This window comes from Stutzerimonas chloritidismutans, assembly GCF_038562055.1.
GTDB classification, from domain to species: domain Bacteria; phylum Pseudomonadota; class Gammaproteobacteria; order Pseudomonadales; family Pseudomonadaceae; genus Stutzerimonas; species Stutzerimonas chloritidismutans_A.
The window spans coordinates 162,603-185,945 of the sequence record NZ_JBCFXD010000002.1; the positions used below are offsets into that span (position 1 = coordinate 162,603).

At 59.0% G+C, this 23,343-nt stretch carries 24 protein-coding genes; 3 read left to right on the plus strand and 21 right to left on the minus strand.

The window, feature by feature from the left end:
• Positions 1-2 precede the first annotated feature (2 nt).
• The 7 genes from fabF to AAGW23_RS04220 all read right to left on the minus strand — a co-directional run bounded on the left by fabF (position 3) and on the right by AAGW23_RS04220 (position 5,404).
• Complete coding sequence (gene fabF / locus AAGW23_RS04190; RefSeq protein WP_342405107.1) at positions 3-1,247, minus strand: beta-ketoacyl-ACP synthase II; 1,245 nt, start codon at positions 1,245-1,247, stop codon at positions 3-5.
• A 177-nt stretch (positions 1,248-1,424) separates the two neighbouring features.
• A complete protein-coding gene (acpP, locus tag AAGW23_RS04195) occupies positions 1,425-1,661 on the minus strand; it encodes an acyl carrier protein (protein WP_003283670.1) in 237 nt (78 codons plus the stop codon).
• A gap of 191 nt (positions 1,662-1,852) precedes the next feature.
• Complete coding sequence (fabG, locus tag AAGW23_RS04200) at positions 1,853-2,596, minus strand: 3-oxoacyl-ACP reductase FabG (RefSeq protein WP_102834806.1); 744 nt, start codon at positions 2,594-2,596, stop codon at positions 1,853-1,855.
• Positions 2,597-2,610: 14 nt separating this feature from the next.
• On the minus strand, positions 2,611-3,549 hold the full coding sequence (fabD, locus tag AAGW23_RS04205) for an ACP S-malonyltransferase (RefSeq protein WP_200637744.1): 939 nt from the start codon (positions 3,547-3,549) through the stop codon (positions 2,611-2,613).
• Positions 3,550-3,608: 59 nt separating this feature from the next.
• The gene (gene plsX / locus AAGW23_RS04210; protein WP_200637742.1) at positions 3,609-4,679 is read right to left on the minus strand and encodes a phosphate acyltransferase PlsX; all 1,071 of its coding nucleotides are present in this window, start codon (positions 4,677-4,679) and stop codon (positions 3,609-3,611) included.
• A gap of 2 nt (positions 4,680-4,681) precedes the next feature.
• On the minus strand, positions 4,682-4,864 hold the full coding sequence (gene rpmF, locus AAGW23_RS04215; protein ID WP_019342480.1) for a 50S ribosomal protein L32: 183 nt from the start codon (positions 4,862-4,864) through the stop codon (positions 4,682-4,684).
• 12 nt (positions 4,865-4,876) lie between these two features.
• Complete coding sequence (locus AAGW23_RS04220; protein ID WP_200637737.1) at positions 4,877-5,404, minus strand: YceD family protein; 528 nt, start codon at positions 5,402-5,404, stop codon at positions 4,877-4,879.
• Between the two features lie 103 nt (positions 5,405-5,507).
• Here AAGW23_RS04220 and AAGW23_RS04225 point away from each other — a divergent pair, with 103 nt between their 5' ends.
• Entirely contained in the window at positions 5,508-6,086 is a 579-nt protein-coding gene (locus tag AAGW23_RS04225) for a nucleoside triphosphate pyrophosphatase (protein WP_342405121.1), read from the plus strand.
• A 7-nt stretch (positions 6,087-6,093) separates the two neighbouring features.
• Here AAGW23_RS04225 and sppA read toward each other — a convergent pair whose 3' ends face one another.
• From sppA to rluC, 3 genes are read right to left on the minus strand one after another with little or no spacing between them, the layout of a single operon-like run.
• On the minus strand, positions 6,094-7,077 hold the full coding sequence (gene sppA / locus AAGW23_RS04230; RefSeq protein WP_342405122.1) for a signal peptide peptidase SppA: 984 nt from the start codon (positions 7,075-7,077) through the stop codon (positions 6,094-6,096).
• Positions 7,067-7,756, minus strand: a complete 690-nt coding sequence (locus AAGW23_RS04235) for an HAD-IA family hydrolase (protein WP_342405123.1) — start codon at positions 7,754-7,756, stop codon at positions 7,067-7,069. Before AAGW23_RS04235 ends, sppA begins: the two co-directional genes overlap by 11 nt.
• Positions 7,749-8,702: a 23S rRNA pseudouridine(955/2504/2580) synthase RluC gene (gene rluC / locus AAGW23_RS04240; protein ID WP_342405124.1), complete on the minus strand. Its 954-nt coding sequence runs from the start codon at positions 8,700-8,702 to the stop codon at positions 7,749-7,751. The genes AAGW23_RS04235 and rluC overlap by 8 nt, the downstream gene beginning before the upstream one ends.
• 551 nt (positions 8,703-9,253) lie before the next feature.
• Between rluC and rne the strand changes: the two genes are divergently transcribed.
• Positions 9,254-12,385: a ribonuclease E gene (gene rne / locus AAGW23_RS04245; RefSeq protein WP_342405125.1), complete on the plus strand. Its 3,132-nt coding sequence runs from the start codon at positions 9,254-9,256 to the stop codon at positions 12,383-12,385.
• 175 nt (positions 12,386-12,560) lie between these two features.
• Here rne and murB read toward each other — a convergent pair whose 3' ends face one another.
• From murB to AAGW23_RS04285, 8 genes are all read right to left on the minus strand, one after another.
• Positions 12,561-13,580 (minus strand): UDP-N-acetylmuramate dehydrogenase, encoded by a 1,020-nt coding sequence (murB, locus tag AAGW23_RS04250; RefSeq protein WP_342405126.1) that lies wholly within the window; start codon positions 13,578-13,580, stop codon positions 12,561-12,563.
• A complete protein-coding gene (locus tag AAGW23_RS04255; RefSeq protein WP_342405127.1) occupies positions 13,577-14,041 on the minus strand; it encodes a low molecular weight protein-tyrosine-phosphatase in 465 nt (154 codons plus the stop codon). The genes murB and AAGW23_RS04255 overlap by 4 nt, the downstream gene beginning before the upstream one ends.
• Position 14,042: 1 nt before the next feature.
• On the minus strand, positions 14,043-14,807 hold the full coding sequence (gene kdsB / locus AAGW23_RS04260) for a 3-deoxy-manno-octulosonate cytidylyltransferase (protein WP_342405129.1): 765 nt from the start codon (positions 14,805-14,807) through the stop codon (positions 14,043-14,045).
• The gene (locus AAGW23_RS04265; protein WP_342405131.1) at positions 14,804-14,989 is read right to left on the minus strand and encodes a Trm112 family protein; all 186 of its coding nucleotides are present in this window, start codon (positions 14,987-14,989) and stop codon (positions 14,804-14,806) included. The genes kdsB and AAGW23_RS04265 overlap by 4 nt, the downstream gene beginning before the upstream one ends.
• Before the next feature lie 47 nt (positions 14,990-15,036).
• Positions 15,037-16,044: a tetraacyldisaccharide 4'-kinase gene (lpxK, locus tag AAGW23_RS04270; protein ID WP_342405132.1), complete on the minus strand. Its 1,008-nt coding sequence runs from the start codon at positions 16,042-16,044 to the stop codon at positions 15,037-15,039.
• Complete coding sequence (locus AAGW23_RS04275; protein WP_342405133.1) at positions 16,044-16,472, minus strand: biopolymer transporter ExbD; 429 nt, start codon at positions 16,470-16,472, stop codon at positions 16,044-16,046. The genes lpxK and AAGW23_RS04275 overlap by 1 nt, the downstream gene beginning before the upstream one ends.
• Positions 16,469-17,101, minus strand: coding sequence for a MotA/TolQ/ExbB proton channel family protein (locus AAGW23_RS04280; protein WP_102834821.1), 633 nt, complete (start codon positions 17,099-17,101; stop codon positions 16,469-16,471). Before AAGW23_RS04280 ends, AAGW23_RS04275 begins: the two co-directional genes overlap by 4 nt.
• A gap of 71 nt (positions 17,102-17,172) precedes the next feature.
• The gene (locus AAGW23_RS04285) at positions 17,173-19,398 is read right to left on the minus strand and encodes a DNA internalization-related competence protein ComEC/Rec2 (RefSeq protein WP_342405134.1); all 2,226 of its coding nucleotides are present in this window, start codon (positions 19,396-19,398) and stop codon (positions 17,173-17,175) included.
• 179 nt (positions 19,399-19,577) lie between these two features.
• Between AAGW23_RS04285 and AAGW23_RS04290 the strand changes: the two genes are divergently transcribed.
• Positions 19,578-20,093, plus strand: coding sequence for a DUF2062 domain-containing protein (locus AAGW23_RS04290; RefSeq protein WP_102834822.1), 516 nt, complete (start codon positions 19,578-19,580; stop codon positions 20,091-20,093).
• Between the two features lie 9 nt (positions 20,094-20,102).
• Here the strand turns inward: AAGW23_RS04290 and AAGW23_RS04295 are convergent, their stop codons facing one another.
• From AAGW23_RS04295 to AAGW23_RS04305, 3 genes are read right to left on the minus strand one after another with little or no spacing between them, the layout of a single operon-like run.
• Positions 20,103-21,350 (minus strand): lipoprotein-releasing ABC transporter permease subunit, encoded by a 1,248-nt coding sequence (locus AAGW23_RS04295; protein ID WP_342405135.1) that lies wholly within the window; start codon positions 21,348-21,350, stop codon positions 20,103-20,105.
• Positions 21,350-22,063, minus strand: a complete 714-nt coding sequence (lolD, locus tag AAGW23_RS04300; RefSeq protein WP_425540809.1) for a lipoprotein-releasing ABC transporter ATP-binding protein LolD — start codon at positions 22,061-22,063, stop codon at positions 21,350-21,352. The genes AAGW23_RS04295 and lolD overlap by 1 nt, the downstream gene beginning before the upstream one ends.
• On the minus strand, positions 22,056-23,303 hold the full coding sequence (locus AAGW23_RS04305) for a lipoprotein-releasing ABC transporter permease subunit (RefSeq protein ID WP_342405136.1): 1,248 nt from the start codon (positions 23,301-23,303) through the stop codon (positions 22,056-22,058). Before AAGW23_RS04305 ends, lolD begins: the two co-directional genes overlap by 8 nt.
• Positions 23,304-23,343: the final 40 nt, after the last annotated feature.

Genomic DNA, 23,343 nt, shown 5'->3' on the forward strand with positions numbered 1-23,343 from the left:
CTTCACTCGGCGAACCGGCGGAACACCAGCGATCCATTGGTGCCGCCAAAACCAAAGGAGTTAGAGACTGCGATATCGATTGTCCGCGGTTTGGCCTCGTGCGGAACGAAATCGAGGTCGCATCCCTCGCCAGGCTCATCAAGGTTGATCGTCGGTGGCGCTACCTGATCGCGGATAGCAAGCACGCTGAAAATCGCCTCAACAGCGCCAGCCGCGCCAAGCAGATGACCGACCATTGACTTGGTCGAGCTCACCGACAGGTCGTATGCGTGATCGCCGAATACCGTTCTGATCGCAGCGGCTTCGGCCTTGTCGCCGGCCGGTGTTGAGGTGCCATGAGCGTTAATGTAGTCAACCTGAGCTGGGTCGACCCGTGCGTCCACAATCGCGTTACGGATGCAGCGCGCAGCACCCGCGCCATCGTCAGGGGGCGAAGTCATGTGAAATGCATCCGCGCTCATGCCGAAACCAATCACCTCGGCATAGATCCTTGCCCCGCGAGCCTTGGCATGCTCAAGCTCCTCCAATACCAGCGCGCCTGAACCGTCGGACAACACAAAGCCATCCCGGTCCTTGTCCCATGGGCGGCTAGCTGAAGCCGGATCTTCATTACGCGTAGATAATGCGCGCGCCGCCGCGAACCCGCCGATGCCAAGTCCGCTGGCCGCCATTTCCGAGCCACCGGCAATCATCACATCAGCTTCGCCATAAGCGATGTTGCGCGCGGCCATGCCGATGCAATGCGTACCCGTAGTACAAGCCGTAGCGATGGCGTAATTAGGGCCCTGCAGGCCCAGATGGATCGACAGAAAACCCGACACCATGTTGATGATCGAGCCTGGCACAAAAAAGGGCGAGATTCGGCGAGGCCCTTGTTCGATCAACGCCTTGCAGCTGTTCTCGATATTGGTCAGGCCACCGATGCCTGAGCCCATCGCGACGCCGACGCGCTCGCGATTGGCATCGGTAATTTCCAGTCCGGAGTCACGTACCGCCTGGAAACTGGCCGCCAATCCGTACTGGATGAAAAGGTCGAGCTTACGAGCCTCTTTTGCAGGCAGGTATTGCTCGACATCGAAATTTTTGACTGATCCACCAAAGCGAGTGGAATAGGCGGCAAGGTCCATATGCTCTATCAGGCCGATACCACTGCGGCCGGCGAGAATCCCCTGCCAGCTGCTTGGCACATCGTTACCCAGCGGCGATAGCATGCCCATACCGGTAATTACGACGCGTCTACGCGACACAGCAATTCTCCTTGCATTCATTCGACTCGCCCTGTTCCGCTAGCATCTGCGAGGACAGAGAGTCGCCTTCACAGATGTCGGCCATAGGCACGACCCACTGCATTCAGCTAACTCAAACAAAAGCCGCACTGCCCATTGAAGGCAGTGCGGCTTACTGGTTCGAAGCAGGACTACGACTTACTGCGCGTGCGCGTTGATGTAGTCGATAGCTTCTTGAACAGTGGTGATCTTCTCGGCTTGCTCGTCCGGGATTTCGGTCTCGAATTCCTCTTCCAGAGCCATCACCAGCTCAACGGTATCAAGGGAGTCGGCACCCAGGTCTTCGACGAAGGAAGCGCTGTTGGTAACTTCCTCTTCCTTGACGCCAAGTTGCTCGGCAACGATTTTCTTGACGCGTTCTTCGATGGTGCTCATACCTTGTTTTCACTCCTATGGAAAAATCAGGCAGCTGGTCTGCGCGGTAGTGTATAGAAAGCGTTTTCCGCATTTCAAGCTGAAAGCGGGCAAGCATGAACCTGCCTTCAACCATCTGTCTATAAACCAACCACAGTTTTATAACGAAACTAATCAGCCGTTATGACTGCATACATGCGTTTGGCGTCACATTAGCTCATGTACATACCGCCATTCACCGGAACCGTAGCTCCGGTGACATAGGCAGCGCCGTCAGAAGCTAGAAAGGCAACGACCTTGGCAATCTCTTCCGCCTGCCCAAGACGACCCAGCGGGATCTGCCCCAGCAGTGCGTCACGCTGGGCTTCGGGAAGCTCGCGCGTCATGTCTGTATCGATGAAACCCGGCGCCACGGAATTGACCGTGATGCCGCGCGAGCCGACTTCACGGGCTAGCGCCCGGCTGAAACCTTCAAGTCCGGCTTTGGCCGCAGCGTAGTTTACCTGTCCAGCGTTGCCCATGGCACCCACCACGGAACCAATGCTGATAATTCGTCCCCAGCGCGCCTTCGTCATACCACGCAAGACACCTTTGGTCAGACGGTACAGGCTGCTGAGATTGGTGTTGATAACGTCATGCCATTCATCGTCCTTCATCCGCAGCATCAGGTTGTCACGCGTGATGCCAGCGTTGTTTACGAGAATAGCTGGCTGCCCCAGGTGCTGCTGAATATGCTCCAGCGTCGTGGCCACAGACTCATCGCTAGTGACATCCAATACCAGCCCAGCTCCTTCTATGCCGTTCTCTTTGAGCGTTTCGGCAATGCGCTCAGCGCCCGAAGAAGAGGTCGCCGTGCCGATCACGATAGCACCCTGACGACCGAGCTCAAGCGCGATAGCCTGACCAATACCACGACTGGCGCCTGTTACCAGTGCGACCTTGCCTTGCAGATTCATATATATCTCCTTGTTCAGAGCACTGCGCCACGGGCGGCAGCAAAACCTTCGGGGGTGTCCAGATTGTAGGTGCTGACGCCTTTGACGCAGCGCTTGTTAAGGCCGGAAAGCACCTTGCCGGGACCGCACTCGACCAAACCGGTCACACCACGCTCACTCAGCACAACAATAGTTTCGACCCAGCGAACCGGACTATAGAGCTGAGCCAGCAAATCACGCTTGAGGGTGTCGAGATCCGAAACGATTGCCGCGCTTACATTCTGCACCAGCGGAATTTCCGGCGCCTGCCAGGCTGCACCGGTGACTGCCGCGGCAAAACGCTCGGCCGCCGGCCGCATCAGATCGCAGTGAGAGGGCACGCTAACCGGCAGCGGCATGGCGCGCTTGGCGCCTTTGGATTTGCAGATCTCAATGGCTCGCTCGACCGCTGCCGCATTGCCGGCAATCACGACCTGGCCAGGTGCATTGAAGTTGACTGCGCTGACTACTTCATCCTGCGCCGCCTCGCCACATGCCGCCAGCACCTCTGCGTCATCCAGCCCCAGAATCGCCGCCATACCGCCGGTGCCGGCAGGAACGGCCTGCTGCATCAGCTGACCCCGCAACTCAACGAGCTTCACCGCGTCAGCAAACGGAAGGCTGCCCGCAGCAACAAGCGCCGAGTATTCGCCCAGACTGTGACCTGCAACGAATGCCGGCTTCGCACCGCCCTCAGCCAGCCACAAACGCCATAAAGCAACTGAGGCGGTCAGAATGGCCGGCTGAGTCTTGTCAGTCTGGTTGAGCTGATCCTCTGGGCCTTGCTGGCAAAGCGCCCACAGATCGTAACCCAGCACAGACGAGGCCTCGGCGAAGGTGTCGATGACCTGCGACTGCTGTGAGCCATGCTCGGCAAGCATGCCAAGGGCTTGGGAGCCCTGGCCTGGAAAGACGAATGCAAGTGATGCAGACATGAAACGACTCTCTTGTGGTTGTTCGTCGGGAAAGAATACGCACGAGGGCGCAGCGAATTTCAGTTGGATGGCGAGCGATCGACAGCAGTCACATCGCCAGGGTCGCTTGCGGACCGACCAGTCACAAGCAAGTGTTCGAGACGACCGCGCAATTGCGCTGGGTGATTTCGCTCCAGGTCCTGAGCAGCACGACCTATTGCTGACCGGAAACCTTCGGCCCCCGCGGCACCATGGCTTTTTACGACAATACCCTGAAGCCCAAGGAAGCTGGCACCGTTGTACTGAGCCGGCCGCAGGTCGGCCCGCAACTGACGCAACAGCGGCAGCGCCAGCGCACCCACGAGACGTGAAACAAACGAGCGGCGAAAAAGCGTCTCGACGCGCAGTGTAATCATCTGAGCCAGGCCTTCGCTGGACTTGAGCAGGATATTGCCAACAAAGCCATCGCACACCGCCACATCTGCCTCGCCGCGAAACAGACCATCACCTTCGATAAAGCCTTGATAATTGATACAGCCAGCCTGCTGCAACAGCCCCGCCGCCGCTTTGACCTGCTGGTTCCCCTTGATCTCTTCTGTACCTATATTCAGTAACGAAACTCGCGGCCGCTCGATGCCGAGACTTTCCGCCGCAACCGACCCCATTACCGCAAACTGATAGAGCTGTTCGGCAGTGCAGTCCACGTTCGCCCCGAGGTCAAGCAACAGGCACGGCCCCTTTAGCGTGGGAATAGCGGTCACCATTGCAGGGCGGTCGACCCCAGGAAGGGTTTTCAATACCTGGCGAGCAAGCGCCATCAGCGCTCCGGTATTCCCGGCACTGACACAGGCCTGCGCCTGACCATCACGCACCATCTCCAAAGCGACGCGCATGGACGAGCGCGGCTTGGCACGCAACGCCTGCGCCGGCCGCTCATCCATGCCGATTACCTCATCGGCATCGACAATCGTCAGGCGAGCGCGATCAACAGCTGGATGCTGGGCGATGATTTCTTCAAGTATGGAGGATTGGCCAACCAGGGCCAGATGCAGCGAGGGGACTTCAGCCAGACATTGGACACTGGCTGGAACAATGCAGTGGGGACCGAAGTCCCCACCCATTGCATCGATCGCTATGACCGGAGCAGACAAGATTACTCGTCAGCGCCCTTATCGATCACTTTACGACCACGGTAAAAACCTTCCGGGGAAACGTGGTGACGCAGGTGAACTTCACCTGTGCTCTTTTCTACGGACAGGGCGTTCGGCTCGAGCGCGTCGTGCGAACGACGCATGTCACGGGCGGAACGGGATTTTTTGTTCTGCTGAACAGCCATTGGGATCAACTCCTAAACGTTTGGGTCACGCTTTAACTGAGCCAGTACGCTGAACGGGTTGGACCGCGATACCTCGTCCTCACTCGGCTCGGGCTCATCAGGCCCAGCCGGCGGCTGGCAAACTTCTGGGTCATGGAGTGGAACAATCGGAAGAGCAAGCAGAAGCTCCTCTTCAACCAGCGCCAGCAGATCCAGAGGATCCTCTCCCACTTCCAGCACGTCATAGCCCTTGGGCAGGTGCTGGCTGCTCGAACCCTCATTCACGACGGCATAATCGCACTCGCTGTGAATAGGCAGAACAACCGGCTCCAGACAGCGCTGGCAAATCATCGTGACCTCAACGTCCAGATCACTGTGAATGACCACAGTGCGCTGCTCGTCGCGCCCAAAATCAAAACTGGCGCGCACCACACCCTTATCGTCCTCAAGAGGATCGACGAGCCGCTTCAGCCCAGACAATTGCAGCTCACCCTTCAGGGAAGCCGCTCGGTCAGCGAGCTTGCGCGGATCTACGTGCGGAGGTATTGGTCCTTTCAACATAAGCGCGGCATTCTAGGGATGCGCCCCTCGACTGTCAAAGGAATTCAGCCGCACAATCGAGCCAATCCGACTACCAATGGCCCCCTATATAAAAGGAAGAAAAATGCGCCGCCTGCTTCTCGCTTCAAGCTCCCCCTACCGACGAGAACTGCTTTCACGCCTGCAACTGGAGTTCGATTGCAGCTCTCCAGAGATAGACGAAACCGCACACCCTGGCGAGCAGCCGGAACAGCTTGTACGCCGACTGGCTCTTGAGAAGACTCGGGCATTGGGACGAACCCACCAGCAGCATCTGATTATTGGATCCGACCAAATAGCTGTACTTGGAGAAGAGATCCTCGGCAAACCTTACACATTCGAGCGAGCGAAGCAGCAGTTACAGGCCTGCAGCGGCAAAAGCGTCACCTTCCTGACTGGACTGGCGCTGCTTGACAGCCAAACCGGGACGACGCAGGTCGACTGCGTACGGTTTACTGTCCACTTCCGTACGCTCAGCGACCAGCAGATCGAGCGTTACCTTCAGGCCGAGCAACCCTACGACTGCGCGGGCAGCTTTAAGGCCGAAGGTTTAGGGGTCAGCTTGTTCCGGAGCACGGAAGGGCCAGACGTTACCAGCCTGATAGGGTTACCCCTGATCCGACTGGTCGACATGCTCAATAGCGCCGGACTCGAACTTCCCTGACAACCCATTAACGCAGTTGCGGACCCTGGAAACCCATCCACAGGGCCAACTGCGAACCAATACTGACGCCGAGCTGCTTGGTGAATCGCTCCAGAGGCGACTCCTTGACGGTAAAGTCGACCAGCTCATCCTCCCCAATCACTTCGCGCGCGACGTAGCTGGCATTGCCAAGGCCGTCGATCAGGCCGAGCTCAAGCGCCTGCTCACCAGACCATATAAGCCCGGAAAAGAGCTCGGGATGCCCGGCGACCTGCAGTCGATCGCCACGACCTTGTTTCACGCTATCGATGAACTGCCGATGAGTGGTCGCCAACACATTTCGCCAGAACTCGGTTTCTCCTGGCTTTTCCGGCTGGAACGGGTCCAGAAACGCCTTATGTTCGCCGGAGGTGTACACCCGACGTTCGACACCCAGCTTGTCCATGGTCTCGACAAATCCGAAGGTTGCCGCCGTCACACCGATTGAACCAACCAAACTGGACTTGTCAGCGTAGATTTCATCCGCCGCGCTGGCGATGTAATAGGCACCCGAGGCGCCCAGATCAGCGATCACCGCGTAGACCTTGATCGCCGGGTATTCGCCACGTAGCCGGCGGATCTCGTCATAGATATAACCGGACTGCACCGGACTGCCGCCCGGGCTGTTGATCCGCAATACCACTCCCTTGGTATTCGAATCTTCGAAGGCTGTGCGCAGCGCACGGACGATGTTGTCCGCACTCGCCGCCTCTTCGTCAGCAATCATCCCCCTTACATTGATCACCGCGGTATGGGACTCACCGACAGCCTTCCCGTCACCCATCTGCAACAGAGGCGAGAACATCAGCAGCGCCCCAAAGAGATAGACAAAGGTCAACAGCTTGAAAAAGATCCCCCAGCGCCGAGCTCGCCGCTGCTCCTGAACGCCAGCAAGCAGGGTCTTCTCCAACAGCTTCCAGCTGTTGCCGTCTTCCTTGGACTCGCTCACAGGCCTTCCCCATTCATCCGACATATGTAACCACCTCAGCGGGACTAGCAGCAGAGCACAGCCATTCACCGAGCTCCGAAAAATGATTGATAGCCATGCGCGGCGAACACGACAGCAGCACCTCGAGAGGCTGCGCGCCATAGGACACCGCAACACTGTCCACGCCGGCTCGCCTAGCCATTTCCAGATCGAAAACCGAGTCCCCTATCATCAGGGCGCGCTCGGGACTGACGCCACAGTGTTCAAGAATCTCGTGAATCATGAGCGGATCAGGCTTGCTGGCCGTCTCGTCGGCACAACGGGTTACATCGAAGAAATCGCTCCAGCCCTGCCCTGCTAGCACCCTATCCAGCCCGCGCCGCCCTTTACCCGTCGCCACGGCAAGCTGGTGCCCCCGATCACGAAAGTGCTGTAAAGCCGTCGCCACCCCCGGATAGAGCGCCGACGGCTCAGACTCCAAGGCCAGATAATGATCGGCGTAGGCACGACGAAACGCCTCTACCAGCTTCCTGTCCGTCTCGCCTGGATACAGCACAGCTATCGCTTCTGGCAGCCCCAGGCCAATAATTCCCTTGATACTGTTCTCATCCAGGCGCGGCAGATCGCACTTGGTAGCAGCCACCAGAATGGACTCGACGATACGCCCGATCGAATCCACCAATGTCCCATCCCAATCAAAGATCAGCAGTTCGTAGTTATTCACCAAGCCTCTCCAGCGTCCGGGTCCAGACTTCATCGACCGGCGCCTCCAAACTCAGTTCGCCACCATCAGGCAGAGGCACCCTGAGGGCGTAGGCATGCAAAAACAGGCGCTTGCCACCCAGGTCACGAATAACGGCAGAAAATTCCTCATCCCCGTACTTGCTGTCGCCGGCGATGCTGTGTCCGGCATGCCGGGCATGCACGCGAATCTGATGCGTACGCCCGGTTACCGGCTTGGCCTCGACCAGCGTAGCGAAGTCGCCAAAACGGCGGAGCACTCGAAAAAGCGTCAGGGCGTCCTTGCCCTCGTCGGTGACTTCCACCATCCGCTCACCCGAACGCAGCGTGTTTTTCAGCAGGGGCGCGTTTACTTGTTTCTTGCTCGTATCCCAGCGCCCCCGTACGAGCGCCATATAACGCTTGTCGACACCATCACCGCGCAATTGCAGATGCAAGTGACGCAGCATGCTGCGCTTCTTCGCGATCATCAGCAGCCCAGAAGTATCCCGATCCAGGCGATGCACCAGCTCCAATTCCTTTGCGTCCGGGCGCAGCTGACGCAGCGCCTCGATCACTCCGAAACTAAGACCGCTGCCGCCATGCACCGCGATACCAGCCGGTTTATTCAGCACGATCAACGCCTTGTCTTCGAAAACTATTGCCGCCTCAAGGCGCTCAAGGAGACCTTGCGCAAGCGGGACCGGATCGTCCCGCTCGGGCAACCTCAACGGCGGCACTCGCACGACATCACCCGCCTGGAGCTTGTACTCAGGCTTGATACGCCCTTTGTTAACCCGCACCTCGCCCTTGCGCAAAATGCGATAGATCAAGGTCTTGGGCACACCTTTAAGCTGTGTACGGAGAAAATTATCGATGCGCTGGCCGGCAAGCTCCGGCGAGACCTCGAGCATTTGCACGCCGGAGGTCTGAGAGGGGGTATTTGTCATGCGCGGATGATATCAATTTTCCCTTATTTGAAGCACTTAAACATTGCTGTTATAGTCCAGGCGCCGCCAAAAGCGGACAGGTTGGGGAATGCCAGCGAAGCCGCCATTCCCGACCCAGTAATGTTTGAGGACGTGAGGCCGTCCAACGGAGCTTTTCTCAAGTAGCACAAGTTTCGAAACAAGCCTTGAAGACATGATGCGTGCCCCCGATGGGGAATCACGATAATCGATAACCCGCTCCCGGACTCTGCGAGCGGCACCCGATTTTCAAAGTATGAGTGTTGGGTGGAGATGTACAGCCCTCGGATTGCGTAGCAAAGGCTTTCATAGACGCTTCATTCCGTCCGCTACCGCTGGCTGATTCCTCCTCCCGAACCATTGCTTCTGTTCCGACAGCAAGCAGGAGACGTCGTCGCGACGCCGGCCCAACTGGCCTCAAATCGCTGGACACTGGAGTGCCTTACAACCATTCCTGACTCACCTGACACCGACCGCGAGAGTCGTGTGTGCCGAAACGCCGTTTCCGTTGCTCTGGAAACCGACGGTACTACATGAAAAGAATGCTAATTAACGCAACTCAGCCTGAAGAGTTGCGTGTCGCACTGGTCGACGGCCAGCGCCTATTCGATCTCGATATCGAGTCCGGTGCCCGCGAACAGAAAAAAGCCAACATCTATAAAGGCAAGATCACCCGTGTCGAGCCCAGCCTCGAAGCAGCGTTCGTCGATTTTGGCGCTGACCGCCACGGATTCCTCCCTCTCAAGGAAATCTCCCGCGAGTACTTCAAGAAGGCACCAGAAGGCCGCGTCAACATCAAGGAAGTTTTGAGCGAAGGCCAGGAAGTAATCGTCCAGGTCGAAAAGGAAGAGCGTGGCAACAAGGGCGCAGCCCTGACGACCTTTATCAGCCTTGCCGGTCGCTATCTCGTTCTGATGCCTAACAACCCCCGGGCCGGTGGCATTTCCCGCCGCATCGAAGGTGAAGAGCGCAACGAGCTCCGCGAAGCACTGAATGGCCTTAATGTTCCGGCCGACATGGGTCTGATTGTACGGACCGCAGGCCTTGGCCGCTCCAGCGAAGAAATGCAGTGGGATCTGGATTACCTGTTGCAGCTGTGGAGCGCCGTCAAGGAAGCCTCTCAGGATCGCCCCGCTCCTTTCCTGATCTATCAGGAATCGAATGTCATCATTCGCGCCATCCGCGACTACCTGCGCCAGGACATCGGCGAAGTATTGATCGATAGCGTCGAAGCCCAGGACGAAGCCCTCTCCTTCATCCAACAGGTGATGCCGCAGTACGCCAGCAAGATCAAGCTGTACGAAGACAGTGTGCCGCTGTTTAATCGCTTCCAGATTGAAAGCCAGATTGAGACGGCTTTCCAGCGCGAAGTGAAACTACCGTCCGGTGGCTCCATCGTTATCGATCCGACCGAAGCACTGGTGTCTATTGACATCAACTCGGCGCGCGCCACCAAAGGTGGTGACATCGAAGAAACCGCCCTGCAGACCAATCTGGAAGCCGCCGAAGAAATCGCCCGCCAGCTGCGCCTGCGCGACATCGGCGGCCTGATCGTCATCGACTTCATTGACATGACCCCGGCGAAAAACCAACGCGCCGTCGAAGAAAAAGTCCGTGAGGCACTCGAGGCTGACCGCGCACGCATTCAGGTTGGTCGCATTTCACGCTTCGGCCTGCTGGAAATGTCCCGTCAACGCCTGCGTCCCTCGCTCGGTGAAACCAGCGGCATCGTCTGCCCGCGTTGCAATGGCCAAGGGATCATTCGCGACGTCGAATCGCTGTCACTGGCTATCCTGCGCCTCATCGAAGAAGAAGCCCTCAAGGACCGTACCGCCGAGGTTCGGGCCCGCGTGCCATTCCAGGTTGCGGCATTCCTCCTCAATGAAAAGCGCAACGCCATCACCAAGATCGAACTGCGCAGCCGGGCACGCATTTTCATCCTGCCAGACGATCACCTGGAGACCCCGCACTTCGAAGTGCAGCGTCTACGCGACGATAGCCCCGAGATCATTGCCGGCCAGGCCAGCTATGAAATGAGCCCAACCGAGGTTGAGGAGGCTCAGCCAGTCAGCTCGACGCGCACATTGGTTCGCCAGGAAGCAGCCGTCAAAACCGCGCCGCAGCGCACTTCGCCTGCGCCGACGCCTGTCGACGCGACCGCTGAGCTGCCTGCACCTGCCGTTCAGGAGCCAAGCCTATTCAAGGGACTGGTCAAATCCCTGGTGGGCCTCTTCGCGGGCAAGCAGGAAGCGCCCGCTGCCGAAGTTGAGAAGAAGCCAGCCGCTGCTAGCCGTCCACAGCGTAACGATGAACGTCGCAGTGGTCGCCAGCAGAACCGTCGCCGTGACTCACGCAGTAATCGCGACGAAGAGCGCAAGCCTCGCGAAGAGCGCGCCCTCCGTGAAGACCGCCAACCTCGCGAAGAGCGTCAGCCGCGTCCGCCACGCGAGGACCGTAAGCCGCGGGAAGCACGCGAACCGCGCGAACCCCGCGAGCCTGTAGAAGTCAGCGAAAGCAACGCGCAGCCACAGCAGCAACCACGTCGCGAACGCACTCCACGCGAGGAGCGACAGCCGCGAGAAGAGCGCAAGCGCGAATTGCGCGCACCGCTCGATGACTCCACCCAGACCGCGCCAGCAGCAACTGCCAGCGAAGAAGCCTCTGAGCGCAAGCCTCGAGCGCCCCGCGAAGAACGTAAATCTCGGGCAGAACAAGCCGAGAACACTGAAGAACTGCAAAGCGAAACCGCGGAGATCTCCCAGGAGGAGCAAGATTCATCAGAAGGTAACGATCGCCCTCGCCGCCGCTCGCGTGGTCAGCGTCGCCGCAGCAACCGTCGCGACCGTCAACGCGATGCCAATGGCAACGAGATCGACGACGAAGCGCAGGCCAATAACGCCGAAGTCAGCGAAAGCAATGCGCCGGTAAAATCAGAGCAAGTGGCTATCGCCGCGACTGCCGCCGCTCTTGCGGCAAACACCGCCGACACAGATATCGCGCCTGCTGAGGTTCAGACCGAAACAAAGGAAGCGGAAGCATCTGTGCCATCCAAGACCTTTGACAAAGGTCCTGAAGCAGCCGATGTCACTGAAGCGCCGGACAGCGGAGCCGTGACACCTGTTATAGCGGCAGCCGAGCCAACCCCTGCACCACGCGAAGCCGACGAGGCGCAGAAGTCGGCAATCGAGCCCGAGCCCAAGGCCGCGCAAGCTGTAGCCGAACCTACCGCTGAAGAGACTGTGCAGAGCGCTGCAGCGACTGAAGCACCAACCGTGACTGCAGGCGGTCGTGCACCTAACGACCCGCGCGAGGTGCGTCGCCGCCGCTTGGAGCAAGAGCGTCTGGCTAAGGAAGCAGCTGAAGCTGAAACCAAAGCACCGACCGAAGTCAAAGCGCCGGCAGAGCTGGCCAGCCCTGAAATCGTTGTCACTGAACCGGACAGCGGTCCAGCCACCGAGCAACCGGCCAGCACCGCAGACGACAAAGCGGAGCAACGCTTCGAGGTTGCTCAAGAGCCGAATGTCCCGTCGGTCGACGCGCAAGCCGAACAGGTTGTCACCGAACCGCTACGGCCTGAAGTGGACCGTATCAAGCCCGCTGCTGATGCTGAAGTGGATGGATCCCAGGAAGCGGCCCTGCGGGACGCCGACAACCGTCAAGACTGACACACGCGGCAATGCAAAAAGGGATGCTTCGGCATCCCTTTTTTTATACGACGATCACTTAAGCGACGCCGCACTGCGCCTTCGCCAGGCACACAGATATTTGGAGAAGTGGCTGACTAACGGCTGTCGTCAGGACAGCAAGGACTGGGTACAGCGCAGCCGAACCGAGTCTAGGTCAGATGACATTCGGCTCGATTTCCAACAGCACGCCGAAACGCTCCAGGATGTCAGCCTGGATCTTTTCGGCAAGTTGGAGGATTTGTTGGCCGGTCGCCTGACCGTAGTTGACAAGCACCAAAGCCTGCAGCCTATGAACGCCCACATCCCCTTCCCGATAGCCTTTCCAGCCTGCGCGCTCGATTAGCCAGCCGGCGGCGAGCTTGACCTGCCCGCCGGCCTGCGGAAACGCGACCAGGCTGGGGTATTGTGCTAGCAAGGCATCAGCAGTCGATTGTGGAATCAATGGGTTCTTGAAAAAACTGCCAGCATTGCCCAGAACCCTGGGATCCGGCAGCTTTTCACTGCGAATCGAGCAGACTGCGCGACTGACATCCATAGAAGTCGGTGAGTGGATATGGTGCTGCTGCAGCCACTGCCGTAGGGGGCCATATTCGAGACTGAGCGCCGCAGCCCTGCGAAGCACAAAGCGCACCCGAAGAATCACATAGCGTCCGGCCTGGCGCTTGAACAGGCTATCGCGGTAGGCAAATTTGCATGCAGCCAAGTCAAACTCGACCAGGTTGCCTGTTTGGCCGTCCAGCGCAGTCAGCCCAGCGAAGACATCCTTGATCTCGACACCGTACGCGCCGACATTCTGGATTGGCGCCGCACCAACCGTACCGGGGATCAGGCTGAGGTTTTCCAACCCAGTCAAACCGAGCTCCAGGCTGCGCAGCACGAACGGATGCCAAGGTTCGCCGGCCTCCGCCTCTATAACCACACGCTGCCCGTCATCCTCGAGGATCCGAATGCCCCGATTGACCATGCGCAGCACCAACGCATCTACATTCCTCGTCAATACCAGATTGCTGCCCCCACCCAGTATCCATAGCGGAACATCAAGGCGGCGGGCTTCGCCGATCGCTTCGGTTACTGCCTGATCACTGATCGCCTCAGCGAAGTAGGCAGCACGGGCGTCGACAGCAAAGGTGTTAAATGACTTGAGAGAGCGATCTTTTTCGATGCGAAGGCTCATAGACGCCCTCTGATCTCGTTGAGCAATTGCGCAGCGCCATCTTCGATCAGATCAAGTACCTGTTCGAAACCGTCCTCGCCGCCATAGTACGGATCGGGCACCGCATCCTCGCTTACCCCATATCGGCGTAGAAACAGGTCAATCTCAGCCTTGGAAGCTGAGGGACGCATGGCGAGCAGCCGATCCAGATTGTCGTGGTCCATCGCCAGGATCAGATCAAAACGCTGAAAATCGTCCATGGAGACCTGGCGCGCCCGTAACGTCGTAAGGTCATAGCCCCGCCTCGCGGCCGCCATACAAGCACGCGAGTCTGGCCCTTTGCCGACATGCCAATTACCGGTTCCAGCCGAATCGACGGTGACTCGGTCATCCATCCCCACCTTCTCTGCACATTTGCGAAACACCGCCTCAGCGGTGGGAGAACGGCATATGTTGCCCATGCAAACGAACAGAACCTTCACGTTAAGCTCCAAGCAGCTTGCGAACTCGCTCAAGGTCTTCAGCAGTATCGACCCCCGCCGGAGGCGCCTCGACCGCATCGGCGACGTGGATGCGTTTGCCGTGCCATAGCGCACGTAACTGCTCGAGGCACTCGGTATTCTCCAGCCAACATGGCCCCCAAGCCACAAAGTCAGCCAAGAACCCGGCGCGGTAGGCATAGATGCCGATGTGCCGACGGTACGGAACATCGCTCGGAAGCGCATCGGGATCACGCGCGAATTCGTCGCGAGCCCAGGGCAGCGGTGCACGGCTAAAGGTCAGCGCGAGGCCATTCATATCGCTGAGCACCTTTACTACGTTCGGATTGAAGAGCGCATGCGCATCACTGATCGACTCCGCGAGCGTGGCGATAGCCGCTTCGGGATGCGCAGCCAGATTGAGCGCGACCTGGTCGATCACCGACGGCGGGATCAATGGCTCGTCGCCCTGTACATTGACAACTATTGCATCAGCCGCGAGGCCCAGCTGGTCCGCCACCTCGGCAAGTCGATCAGTGCCCGAGTTATGGTCAACACGGGTCAGCAATGCCTGCGCACCAAAGCCTTCGCAAGCCTGCAGAATACGCTGATCGTCTGTGGCGATCACCACCCGCTGCGCGCCGCTCCTGCAGGCCTGCTCCCATACGTGACGAATCATGGGTTTACCTGCAATGTCTTGTAGGGGTTTGCCAGGAAGGCGAGTGGATGCATAGCGCGCCGGAATCACGACGGTATAAGCATTAGTCATTTGTTCAGACGCTCATCCACGTCAAGGGTGCGGGCTTCGCTTTCGAGCATCACCGGAATGCCGTCTCTGACCGGAAAGGCCATGCCGTCGGCCTTACAGATCAGTTCGGACTTGTCATCGGTCAGTTTCAGCGGACCCTTACAAAGCGGGCAGGCAAGAATATCGAGCAGTTTGGTATCCATGGCGCAGTCCTTGGATGCAGCCGACTGCATTAGGCAGATCGTGCGGCTTAGAGATGAACGGGCTGCAGCAAACGGTCCAGCTGGGCATCAAACCAGGCCACGAACGCTGCGGAAGGCTCGGCCTGTACTTGGAGATAACACCAGCCCGGCAGCGCGAAAGCCCGGCATTTGACCGCATCCTTTTCGGTCATCACCAAGGGTAGCTCTGGACTGAAACTCAGCTGCTCCAGGCTATAGCGGGCGTGATCGGCGAAGGCATGCGGAATCGGTCGCCAGTGTAGCGCCTCAAGCGTGGTGAAGAAACGCTGTGGGTTGCCGATTCCAGCGACGGCGTGCATCTGCTGGCCTGACGGAAAATAATCAAGCGACCTGACCTGCCCGCTGCTTAGCTCGATCAGTTTTGAGGGCTTTAGAGCGAACCCAAAACCGGCGGGACTGTCCGTTAGCAACCCATTGATCAGCACCGCATCAACCGAGTCTAGTCGGTCCAGTGGCTCTCGCAGTGGGCCTGCGGGAAGGCAGCGCTGATTGCCCAGCCGGCGAGCCCCATCGATAAGGACCAGTTCCAGGTCGCGAGCCAACTGGTAATGCTGCAGCCCATCGTCGGAAAGAATCAGATCCAGCGACTCGAGCTCGAGCAACTTACGAACCGCGCGGGAGCGATCAGGATCGATCATCACCGGTACGTTTGTTCGCTGCGCGATCAATAACGGCTCGTCGCCAGCCTCGGCCGCCGAATGCTCGGGCTCAACTCGCCACGGATACTCGGGTGGTCTGGCACCATAGCCCCGACTGACGACACCAACCCTCAGCCCCCTTCGCTGACAATGCTCGATGAGCCAGAGGATCAAAGGGGTCTTGCCAGTGCCGCCAACGGTGATATTACCGACCACCACCACTGGCACTGGCGAGCGATAGCAGTCGCCCACGCCATTGATGAACCGCTTCCGCTTAGCGACCACCACGCGCCGGTAGAGCATTTCCAGCGGTGCGAGCAGCGTCAAGGCAGGATGCCCTTCATACCAGGCCCGCTGGAGGCGATCAGCAAAGGACATCAGGGCTCCGGCTGGGCCTCAACAGTAGTGATGCGCAGGTGCGCAAAGCCCAGTTTCCCGGCCGCATCCATGGCGGTAATAACCGCCTGATGCGGAGTTTTGCCATCGGCACTGATGATCATCGGCCAACTCGTATCGCCGCCCGATTCCTTGCTGAGCGCCGCCATCAAGGTGTTCAGGTCGTGCTTGATCAGCGCCTTGCCGTTGAGACTGAAATTGCCATTGACGTCGATAACAACCTCCAGCCGCTTCTGCTCAATTTCCTGCGATGGCACGCCACTCGCCGCCTCAGGCAGATCAACCTGGAGCTGGGTTTCGCGAGTAAAGGTAGTCGTCACCACGAAGAACAGCAGCAGGATGAACACCACATCAATCAGCGGGGCCAGGCCGATGTCGACGTTTTCCCGAGCCTTGCGACGAAACTTCACGCCTTGCCCTCTCCTAGGTCGACGTCACGGTCACCCTGCACCACTTCAACCAGCTTTATCGCTTCCTGTTCCATGCCGACCACTAGCTCTTCGACACGGCGCAAGAGGAAACGATGGAAGAACAGCGCCGGGATGCCAACCATCAGACCCGCTGCGGTAGTAATCAACGCCTTGGAAATGCCCGCTGCGAGCAACGGCGCGTTGGCCATACCGGAGCCCATGAAGGCACTGAAAATTTCGATCATGCCCAGCACCGTACCAAGAAGCCCAAGCAAGGGGGCGATACCGGCAATCGTACCCAGTGCATTAAGGTAGCGCTCCAGGTCATGGACAACGCGCGCGGCTGCTTCCTCGATACACTCTTTCATGATCTCCCGACCATGCTTGGAGTTAGCCAGACCAGCAGCCAAGATCTCGCCCAGCGGCGAGTCGGCGCGCAGCTCTTTGAGCTTCTGGTTGCTGAGCTTCTTGTCCTTGATCCACTTCCATACCTGGCCAAGCAGGTGCGGTGGAGTCACTCGACTAGGCCGAAGCGTCCACAGCCTTTCGGCAACGATACCGGCGGCTGCGATGGAACACAGGATGATTGGCAGCATTATCCAGCCGCCCGCTTTAACCAGCTCCCACACGAGATGAATCCCCCTCGAAAAAGTGGCGCCACTCTAGCATAGGGCCGCCAGCCCGCCGACGGCCCCGGTTCTCATTTTTCCCGCCAGAATCGCTGCTCTGCACGTAATCCTCGTACAGGCTCGAAACCGCCCAGGCGAATATGCACTGCGCCCTGCTCAGCCGTGTCATGAAGCTGCGCTCCAGCCGCCTGCAGCCGCCGCACCACATCTGGATGAGGATGACCAAATGCGTTATGCAAGCTGCGTGAGACCAGCGCATGCTCAGCTCCTGTTGTCTCGATGAATGCAGCGGAAGAGGAGCTGCGACTGCCGTGATGCGGCACCAGCAACCAGTCGACCTCGAGCTGCAGGCCGCTCGCGAGCAGCAAATTCTCAGTTTCCGCGTCAATGTCCCCGGTGAGCAGCAAACGTTCGCCGTTCGCCTCGATCAACAGCACGCAGGAGGCCTGATTTCCATCCATGGCCTGCGGTGATTGCCAAAGCGTGAAGCGGACTCTATTCCATTCCCAGCCTTCGCCGGAGCGGCAGCTCTCGGCGCCTAAGGAAGCAGGCAGTCCGTCCAGCTCGCCACTGACTACCCGTCCAGCTGGCATCTGGCGCTGAATCGCCGATGCGCCACCCGCATGGTCGCTATCGGCATGACTGAGAAGCAGCAGATCTAGATCGCTGACGCCTAGCGCGCGCAATGACGGCAATACCACCCGCTCGCCGATGTCAAAATCACCATATCGCGGGCCTGCGTCATACAGCAGCGCATGCTCATGCGTGCGCACCAGCACAGCCAGCCCCTGACCCACATCGAGCAACCAGATGTCCGCCCGTCCATCCAGGGGCTCATCGGTGGGAGGAAACAGTAACGGCAGAAGAAGCACCAGACCCTGCGCCCGGAAAGGTATCCCGGAGGGCAGCAGCGTCAGCAGCACGCCAAGCGCAACCAGCAACCAAGCCCAGACTGGCAATGATGCCGGCAGCCAGGCGGGCTGCCAGTCAGCAAGCCACTGCAGTACGTCGAAAAGCATTGCCAACAGCCCCCCGGCGATCCATAGCAGCGACTCGCCAGCGCCTGGCAGCCATAACAAGACCGTGCCCAGCAGTGACAGCGGTACGATGACCGCGCTGACTAGAGGCACTGCAAAAAGATTGGCGATAGGTCCGCTCAGGCTGACCGGCAAGCCAAGCGCCAGCAAGATCGGCAATAGGCCCAGAGCCATGCTCCACTGTGCGCGTCCTAATGCACGCCACCAACGCCAGCTGCCGAGCCGACCACGAAATACCAGCGCAAGCAACGCCACTGCCAAAAACGACAACCAGAACCCCGACTGCAGCCCGACCAGCGGGTCCAAAAGCAGGACGCCATCGAGCGCGATCAATAGCGGCAACCAAACACCGAGCTGCCGATACCGCAAACGCCACAGAAGCACCAGGGTGACCATTACCAGCGCTCGCTGGACCGGTACATCAAAGCCTGCCAGCCAACCGTAGCCAAGCGAACCAGCCAAGGCCAAACCGCAAGCACAGGGCAACCAGGCGATTCGACGCGGCCAGACTCCCCAACGCACTAACAACGCGACCACGCCATAGAGCAAGCCGGCAAGCATGCCAATATGCTGGCCTGAGATGACCATCAGATGAACGGTTCCGGTGTCCTGGAGAACGCGCCAGTCAGCGGTGGAGAGACCGCTGTCATCGCCAACCACCAATGCCGCGAGAGCGCCGGAACGTCCCTGAGCATCAACCGCCAGCAAACGCTGCCGCAGCTGGTCGCGCCATGCCAGCTCCCCTTCAGCCGCCGACAGGCGCTCTCCGGCTTTGATCGTCCCGCTGGCACCGATTCGCCGAGCCAGAAGCCAGGCCTCGTAATCGAATGGATGAGGATTGACCAAGCCTCGCGGCCTTTTAAGTTTGGCAGCGAGCCGCCACCGCTCCCCTGCCTGCATCACTGGACCGCCGTACCACGCAAGGCGAAGCCGGGACGGAAGGCCGCTGTGCCGGGACGTTATATCGACCAGCTCAAAGCGCACCACACCACCGCGAACATCCGGCAGACCGCTTACCATGCCTTCCAGCCAGAACGTTCGGCCATCAAGCTCGACCGCAAGGCGGTCGTCCAAAGCGTCCTGGGCGCTGTGACAGGCCCACGCAAACCCGCAGAGAAAGCAGCCGACCGCTCGCCAGCGGAACGGCAATAACGCCAGCCCCGCCGCCAATACGAATGGCAACACAGAGACGGGCGGCAATTGCGGTAAAAAACGCAGTAGCAGAAGGCCTGCTGCCAGCGCCAGCATCGCTGTACGCATTGGATCTCCCGGAGTCCTTTCCAGCGACGCGTCCCTCTGGACAACCCAGATGCCGCGCCCCATAGCCTGACCGACGTCCTGTCGGTGCTCACAGTGTAGAATTTATGTCACAAACTCCTCTCAGCGCCGGGTCTCGTTTCAGGCATAATCAGCGCGCTTCACCCCGCCAGAGAACCTTCATGCCGCGTCGTTTTTTCAAACGCTACATGCCGCACCCCGACCGTCTAAAGGCTCACAAGTCTTTGCGGTTTCTCGGCACGCTGACTCACGACCCCAACCTGCTCCATCTCAATCGGCATTCAGTTTCCAGGGCAATGGCCATTGGCTTGTTCTGGGCCATGATCCCGATGCCGTTGCAGATGCTGGTGGCCGCGCTGTGCGCCGTGCCGGCACGAGCGAACTTGCCGATCGCCGTGGGTCTGGTCTGGCTCACCAATCCACTGACGATGCCGCCGGTCTTTTACTGCAACTACAAGGTAGGTGCCTGGCTGATGGACACGCCGGTTTCCCCGATGCCGATGGAACTCAGCCTGGCCTGGGTGCGCCAGATGCTCGATAGCCACTGGCAGCCCCTGTTCCTCGGCTCTTTTGTCGTCGGAATCGTAGTAGCGATACTAGGGTACGTAGCCACGCAGAGTTACTGGCGTTGGTGGGTCGGTCGCAGTTGGCGCAAGCGGCAGATGGACCGCCGCTGACATCATCACCTACTCGTAGCGCAGCGCTTCGGCCGGCTGTGTCTGCGCGGCCCGCCAAGCGGGATAGACCGTCGCCAGAAAACTGAGCAGCAGTGCCGCCAAGGTGACCAGCAAGACATCTTGCAGCCGCAGTTCAGACGGCAAGGTGCTGATGAAATACACATCCGAACTGAAGATGTGCTGTCCCGACACCTTTTCCAGCCAGGCCACGAGAGCGCTCACGTTCATGGCGCCAACCACCCCCAGCACGGTCCCTATCAGGGTCCCGGTCAGACCGATGATGCTGCCCTGCACCATGAAGATCGCCATGATCTGCCGAGGCGTTGCACCCAAGGTACGCAGAATCGCGATATCCGCTCGTTTGTCGGCGACCACCATGATCAAGGTGGCGATGATATTGAACGCTGCGACCGCCACGATCAGCAAAAGCAGCAGACCGATCATGGTCTTTTCCATTTTCATCGCACTGAACAAACTGCCCTGGGTAAGTGACCAGTCCTCGCCGCGGTACCCCTCACCTAGCCCGGCGACAAGCTCGCTTGCGATCTGGGGCGCCCGATAGAGATCTGCCAGCCTGACTCTGACGCCTTCGACCTGATTCGGCTGCCAACGAAGAATCTGGGCGGCATCTGCTCGGTGAATCATTGCCAGACTGCCATCCAGCTCAGCCCCGACTTTGAATACCCCAACGACGTTCAGGCGCTGCATTCGCGGCGTGATACCGCCAGGCGCATCGCTGAGTTCAGGCACAATGAGGGTGATCTTATCGCCCAGCTTCAGCCCAAAGCGACGCGCGGTCATCAACCCGAGGATCACGCCTGATTCTCCAGGCTCAAGGTCATCGAGGCTGCCAGCGACCATCTTCGTGCCAAGGATCGACACTTCACTTTCAGCCTGAGGATCGATGCCGTTGATTTCAATCGGCTGCATCGAGCCTCTGTACGAAAGCATGCCTTCAAGCTGGGTAATTGGTGCCGTGCCGAGCACCCCCGGGTGCGCCTGCAGCCGCTGGGCCAGCGATTGCCAGTCATCCACTGGCCGTCCATCGCCGGCAATTACGGCATGCGGCACCATGCCCAGGATGCGGTTGCTCATCTCGCGCTGGAATCCGTTCATGACGGACAGCACGATGATCATCGCCAGCACACCCAGCGACAAGCCAATCATGGACGTCAGGGAAATGAATGAAATGAAATGGTTTCGACGTTTGGCCCGCGTGTAGCGGCTGCCAATGAAGATACTGAGTGGCCTGAACATTAACCAGCCACCAACCGACCATCTTCCAGACGCAGTATGTGATCCATCTGCCCCGCCAGTTGCGGATCGTGTGTGACAACAAGAAAGGCCGTACGCAGCGAGCTGCTCAACTCCAGCATGAGGTCCTGAATCCCCTGAGCAGTATGGTGATCAAGGTTGCCGGTTGGCTCATCGAGCAGCACCAGCGCCGGACGGTTCGCCAGCGCACGAGCGATCGCCACGCGCTGACGCTCTCCCCCGGACAGCTCTGAAGGCTTGTGGGCGAGTCGATGGCCAAGCCCGACACGCTGTAGCAATTCGCTGGCCCGCTTGCGCGCTTCCGGTATCGGCGTGTTGCCGATCAGCAGGGGCATACAGACATTTTCCAGAGCGCTGAATTCAGGCAGCAGATGATGGAATTGATAGACGAAGCCAAGCGCACGATTACGTAACAGGCCGCGATCCTTTTCGCTGAGTGCAGAAAGCTCTTCTCCAGCCAGCCAGACGCTGCCTTCGCTAGGCGTATCCAGCCCGCCAAGCAGGTTGAGCAGCGTGCTCTTGCCGGAACCGGAAGTACCCACGATAGCGACCCGCTGGCCTGGAAACAGCTCCAGCTCGAGACCAGAAAGTACACTGACCGACTCCGGTCCCTGTTCGTAGCGTTTGCCCAGGTTACGGCAGCTCAGTACCGCAGCCTCGTTCGCAGACCGTTCATTCATAGACAACTCACTCATATCGTAACGCCTCGGCCGGTTGCGTCCGGGCCGCACGCCACGCCGGATACAGGGTGGCGAAAAAGCTGAGAATCAATGCTGCTGCACAGACCTGCACCACGTCGACGGTCATCAGTCGAGACGGCAGATAGTCGATGAAATACACGTCTGCGCTGAGAAACTTGTGCCCAATCAACCGCTCTAGCGCAGCGATCCAGCCACTTACATTCAGTGCCGCGAAGATGCCAAGCAAGGCACCCACCAGTGTACCTACGACACCAATCACGGTGCCCTGAACCATGAAGATCGCCATGATCTGCCGCGGCGTCGCGCCAAGCGTTCGCAGTATCGCGATGTCTCCACGTTTATCGGTCACAACCATCACCAGCGTGGAAATGATATTAAAGGCCGCCACCGCAACGATCAGTAGCAGTAGCAGGCCGATCATGGCCTTTTCCATACGGATCGCCTGATAAAGGTTTCCGTGAGTGCGGGTCCAATCACGCGAGTAGAAGTCGTCCCCCAACTGGCCTGCCAGCTCCCAAGCAATGCGCGGGGCCTGGAACAGGTCGACGAAACGCATACGCAGCCCCTGAACCTGATCCGGCTGCCAGCGATGCAGTCGTGCCAGATCGGAGATATTGGCCATCGCCACATGACCATCGATCTCGCCCGCTCCCACATGAAAGATACCGCGTACGGTGAACCGCTTCATGCGAGGGAATACCCCAGCTGGCGTAACGGTGACCTCAGGGGCTACGAAGGTGACCTTGTCGCCGACAGCAACACCCAAGGTGCTGGCGGCCTTATCACCGATAACAATGCCGAACTCGCCGGGCGCCAACTCAGCCAACGTACCTTCACGAAAGAATTGGCCCACTATGGATACTTCCGGCTCGATAACCGGATCCACAGCGTTGATCAATATTTTGCTGACCTGCCCGCGATGGGTCAGTAGGCCTTGCATCTGTATGAACGGAGCAACTGCAGCGACTTGAGGATGCTTCGCAAGTCGCTCGGCTACCGCCCGCCAGTCGTCGATTGGGGTTGAGCTTTCGACGGTAGCGTGAGGCACCATGCCCAACACGCGGCTGCGCATTTCATGATCGAAACCGTTCATCACCGACAGCACGACAATCATGACAAGCACACCGAGCGCCAGTCCGATCATGGACGTGAAGGAGATGAAGGAGACGAAGAGGCTGCGACGTCTGGCGCGTGTGTAGCGCGCCCCGATATACACGGACAGCGGTCTGAACATAAATCGTTGGGTTCGCTTTCGCTGGCGGGAAATAACAAGC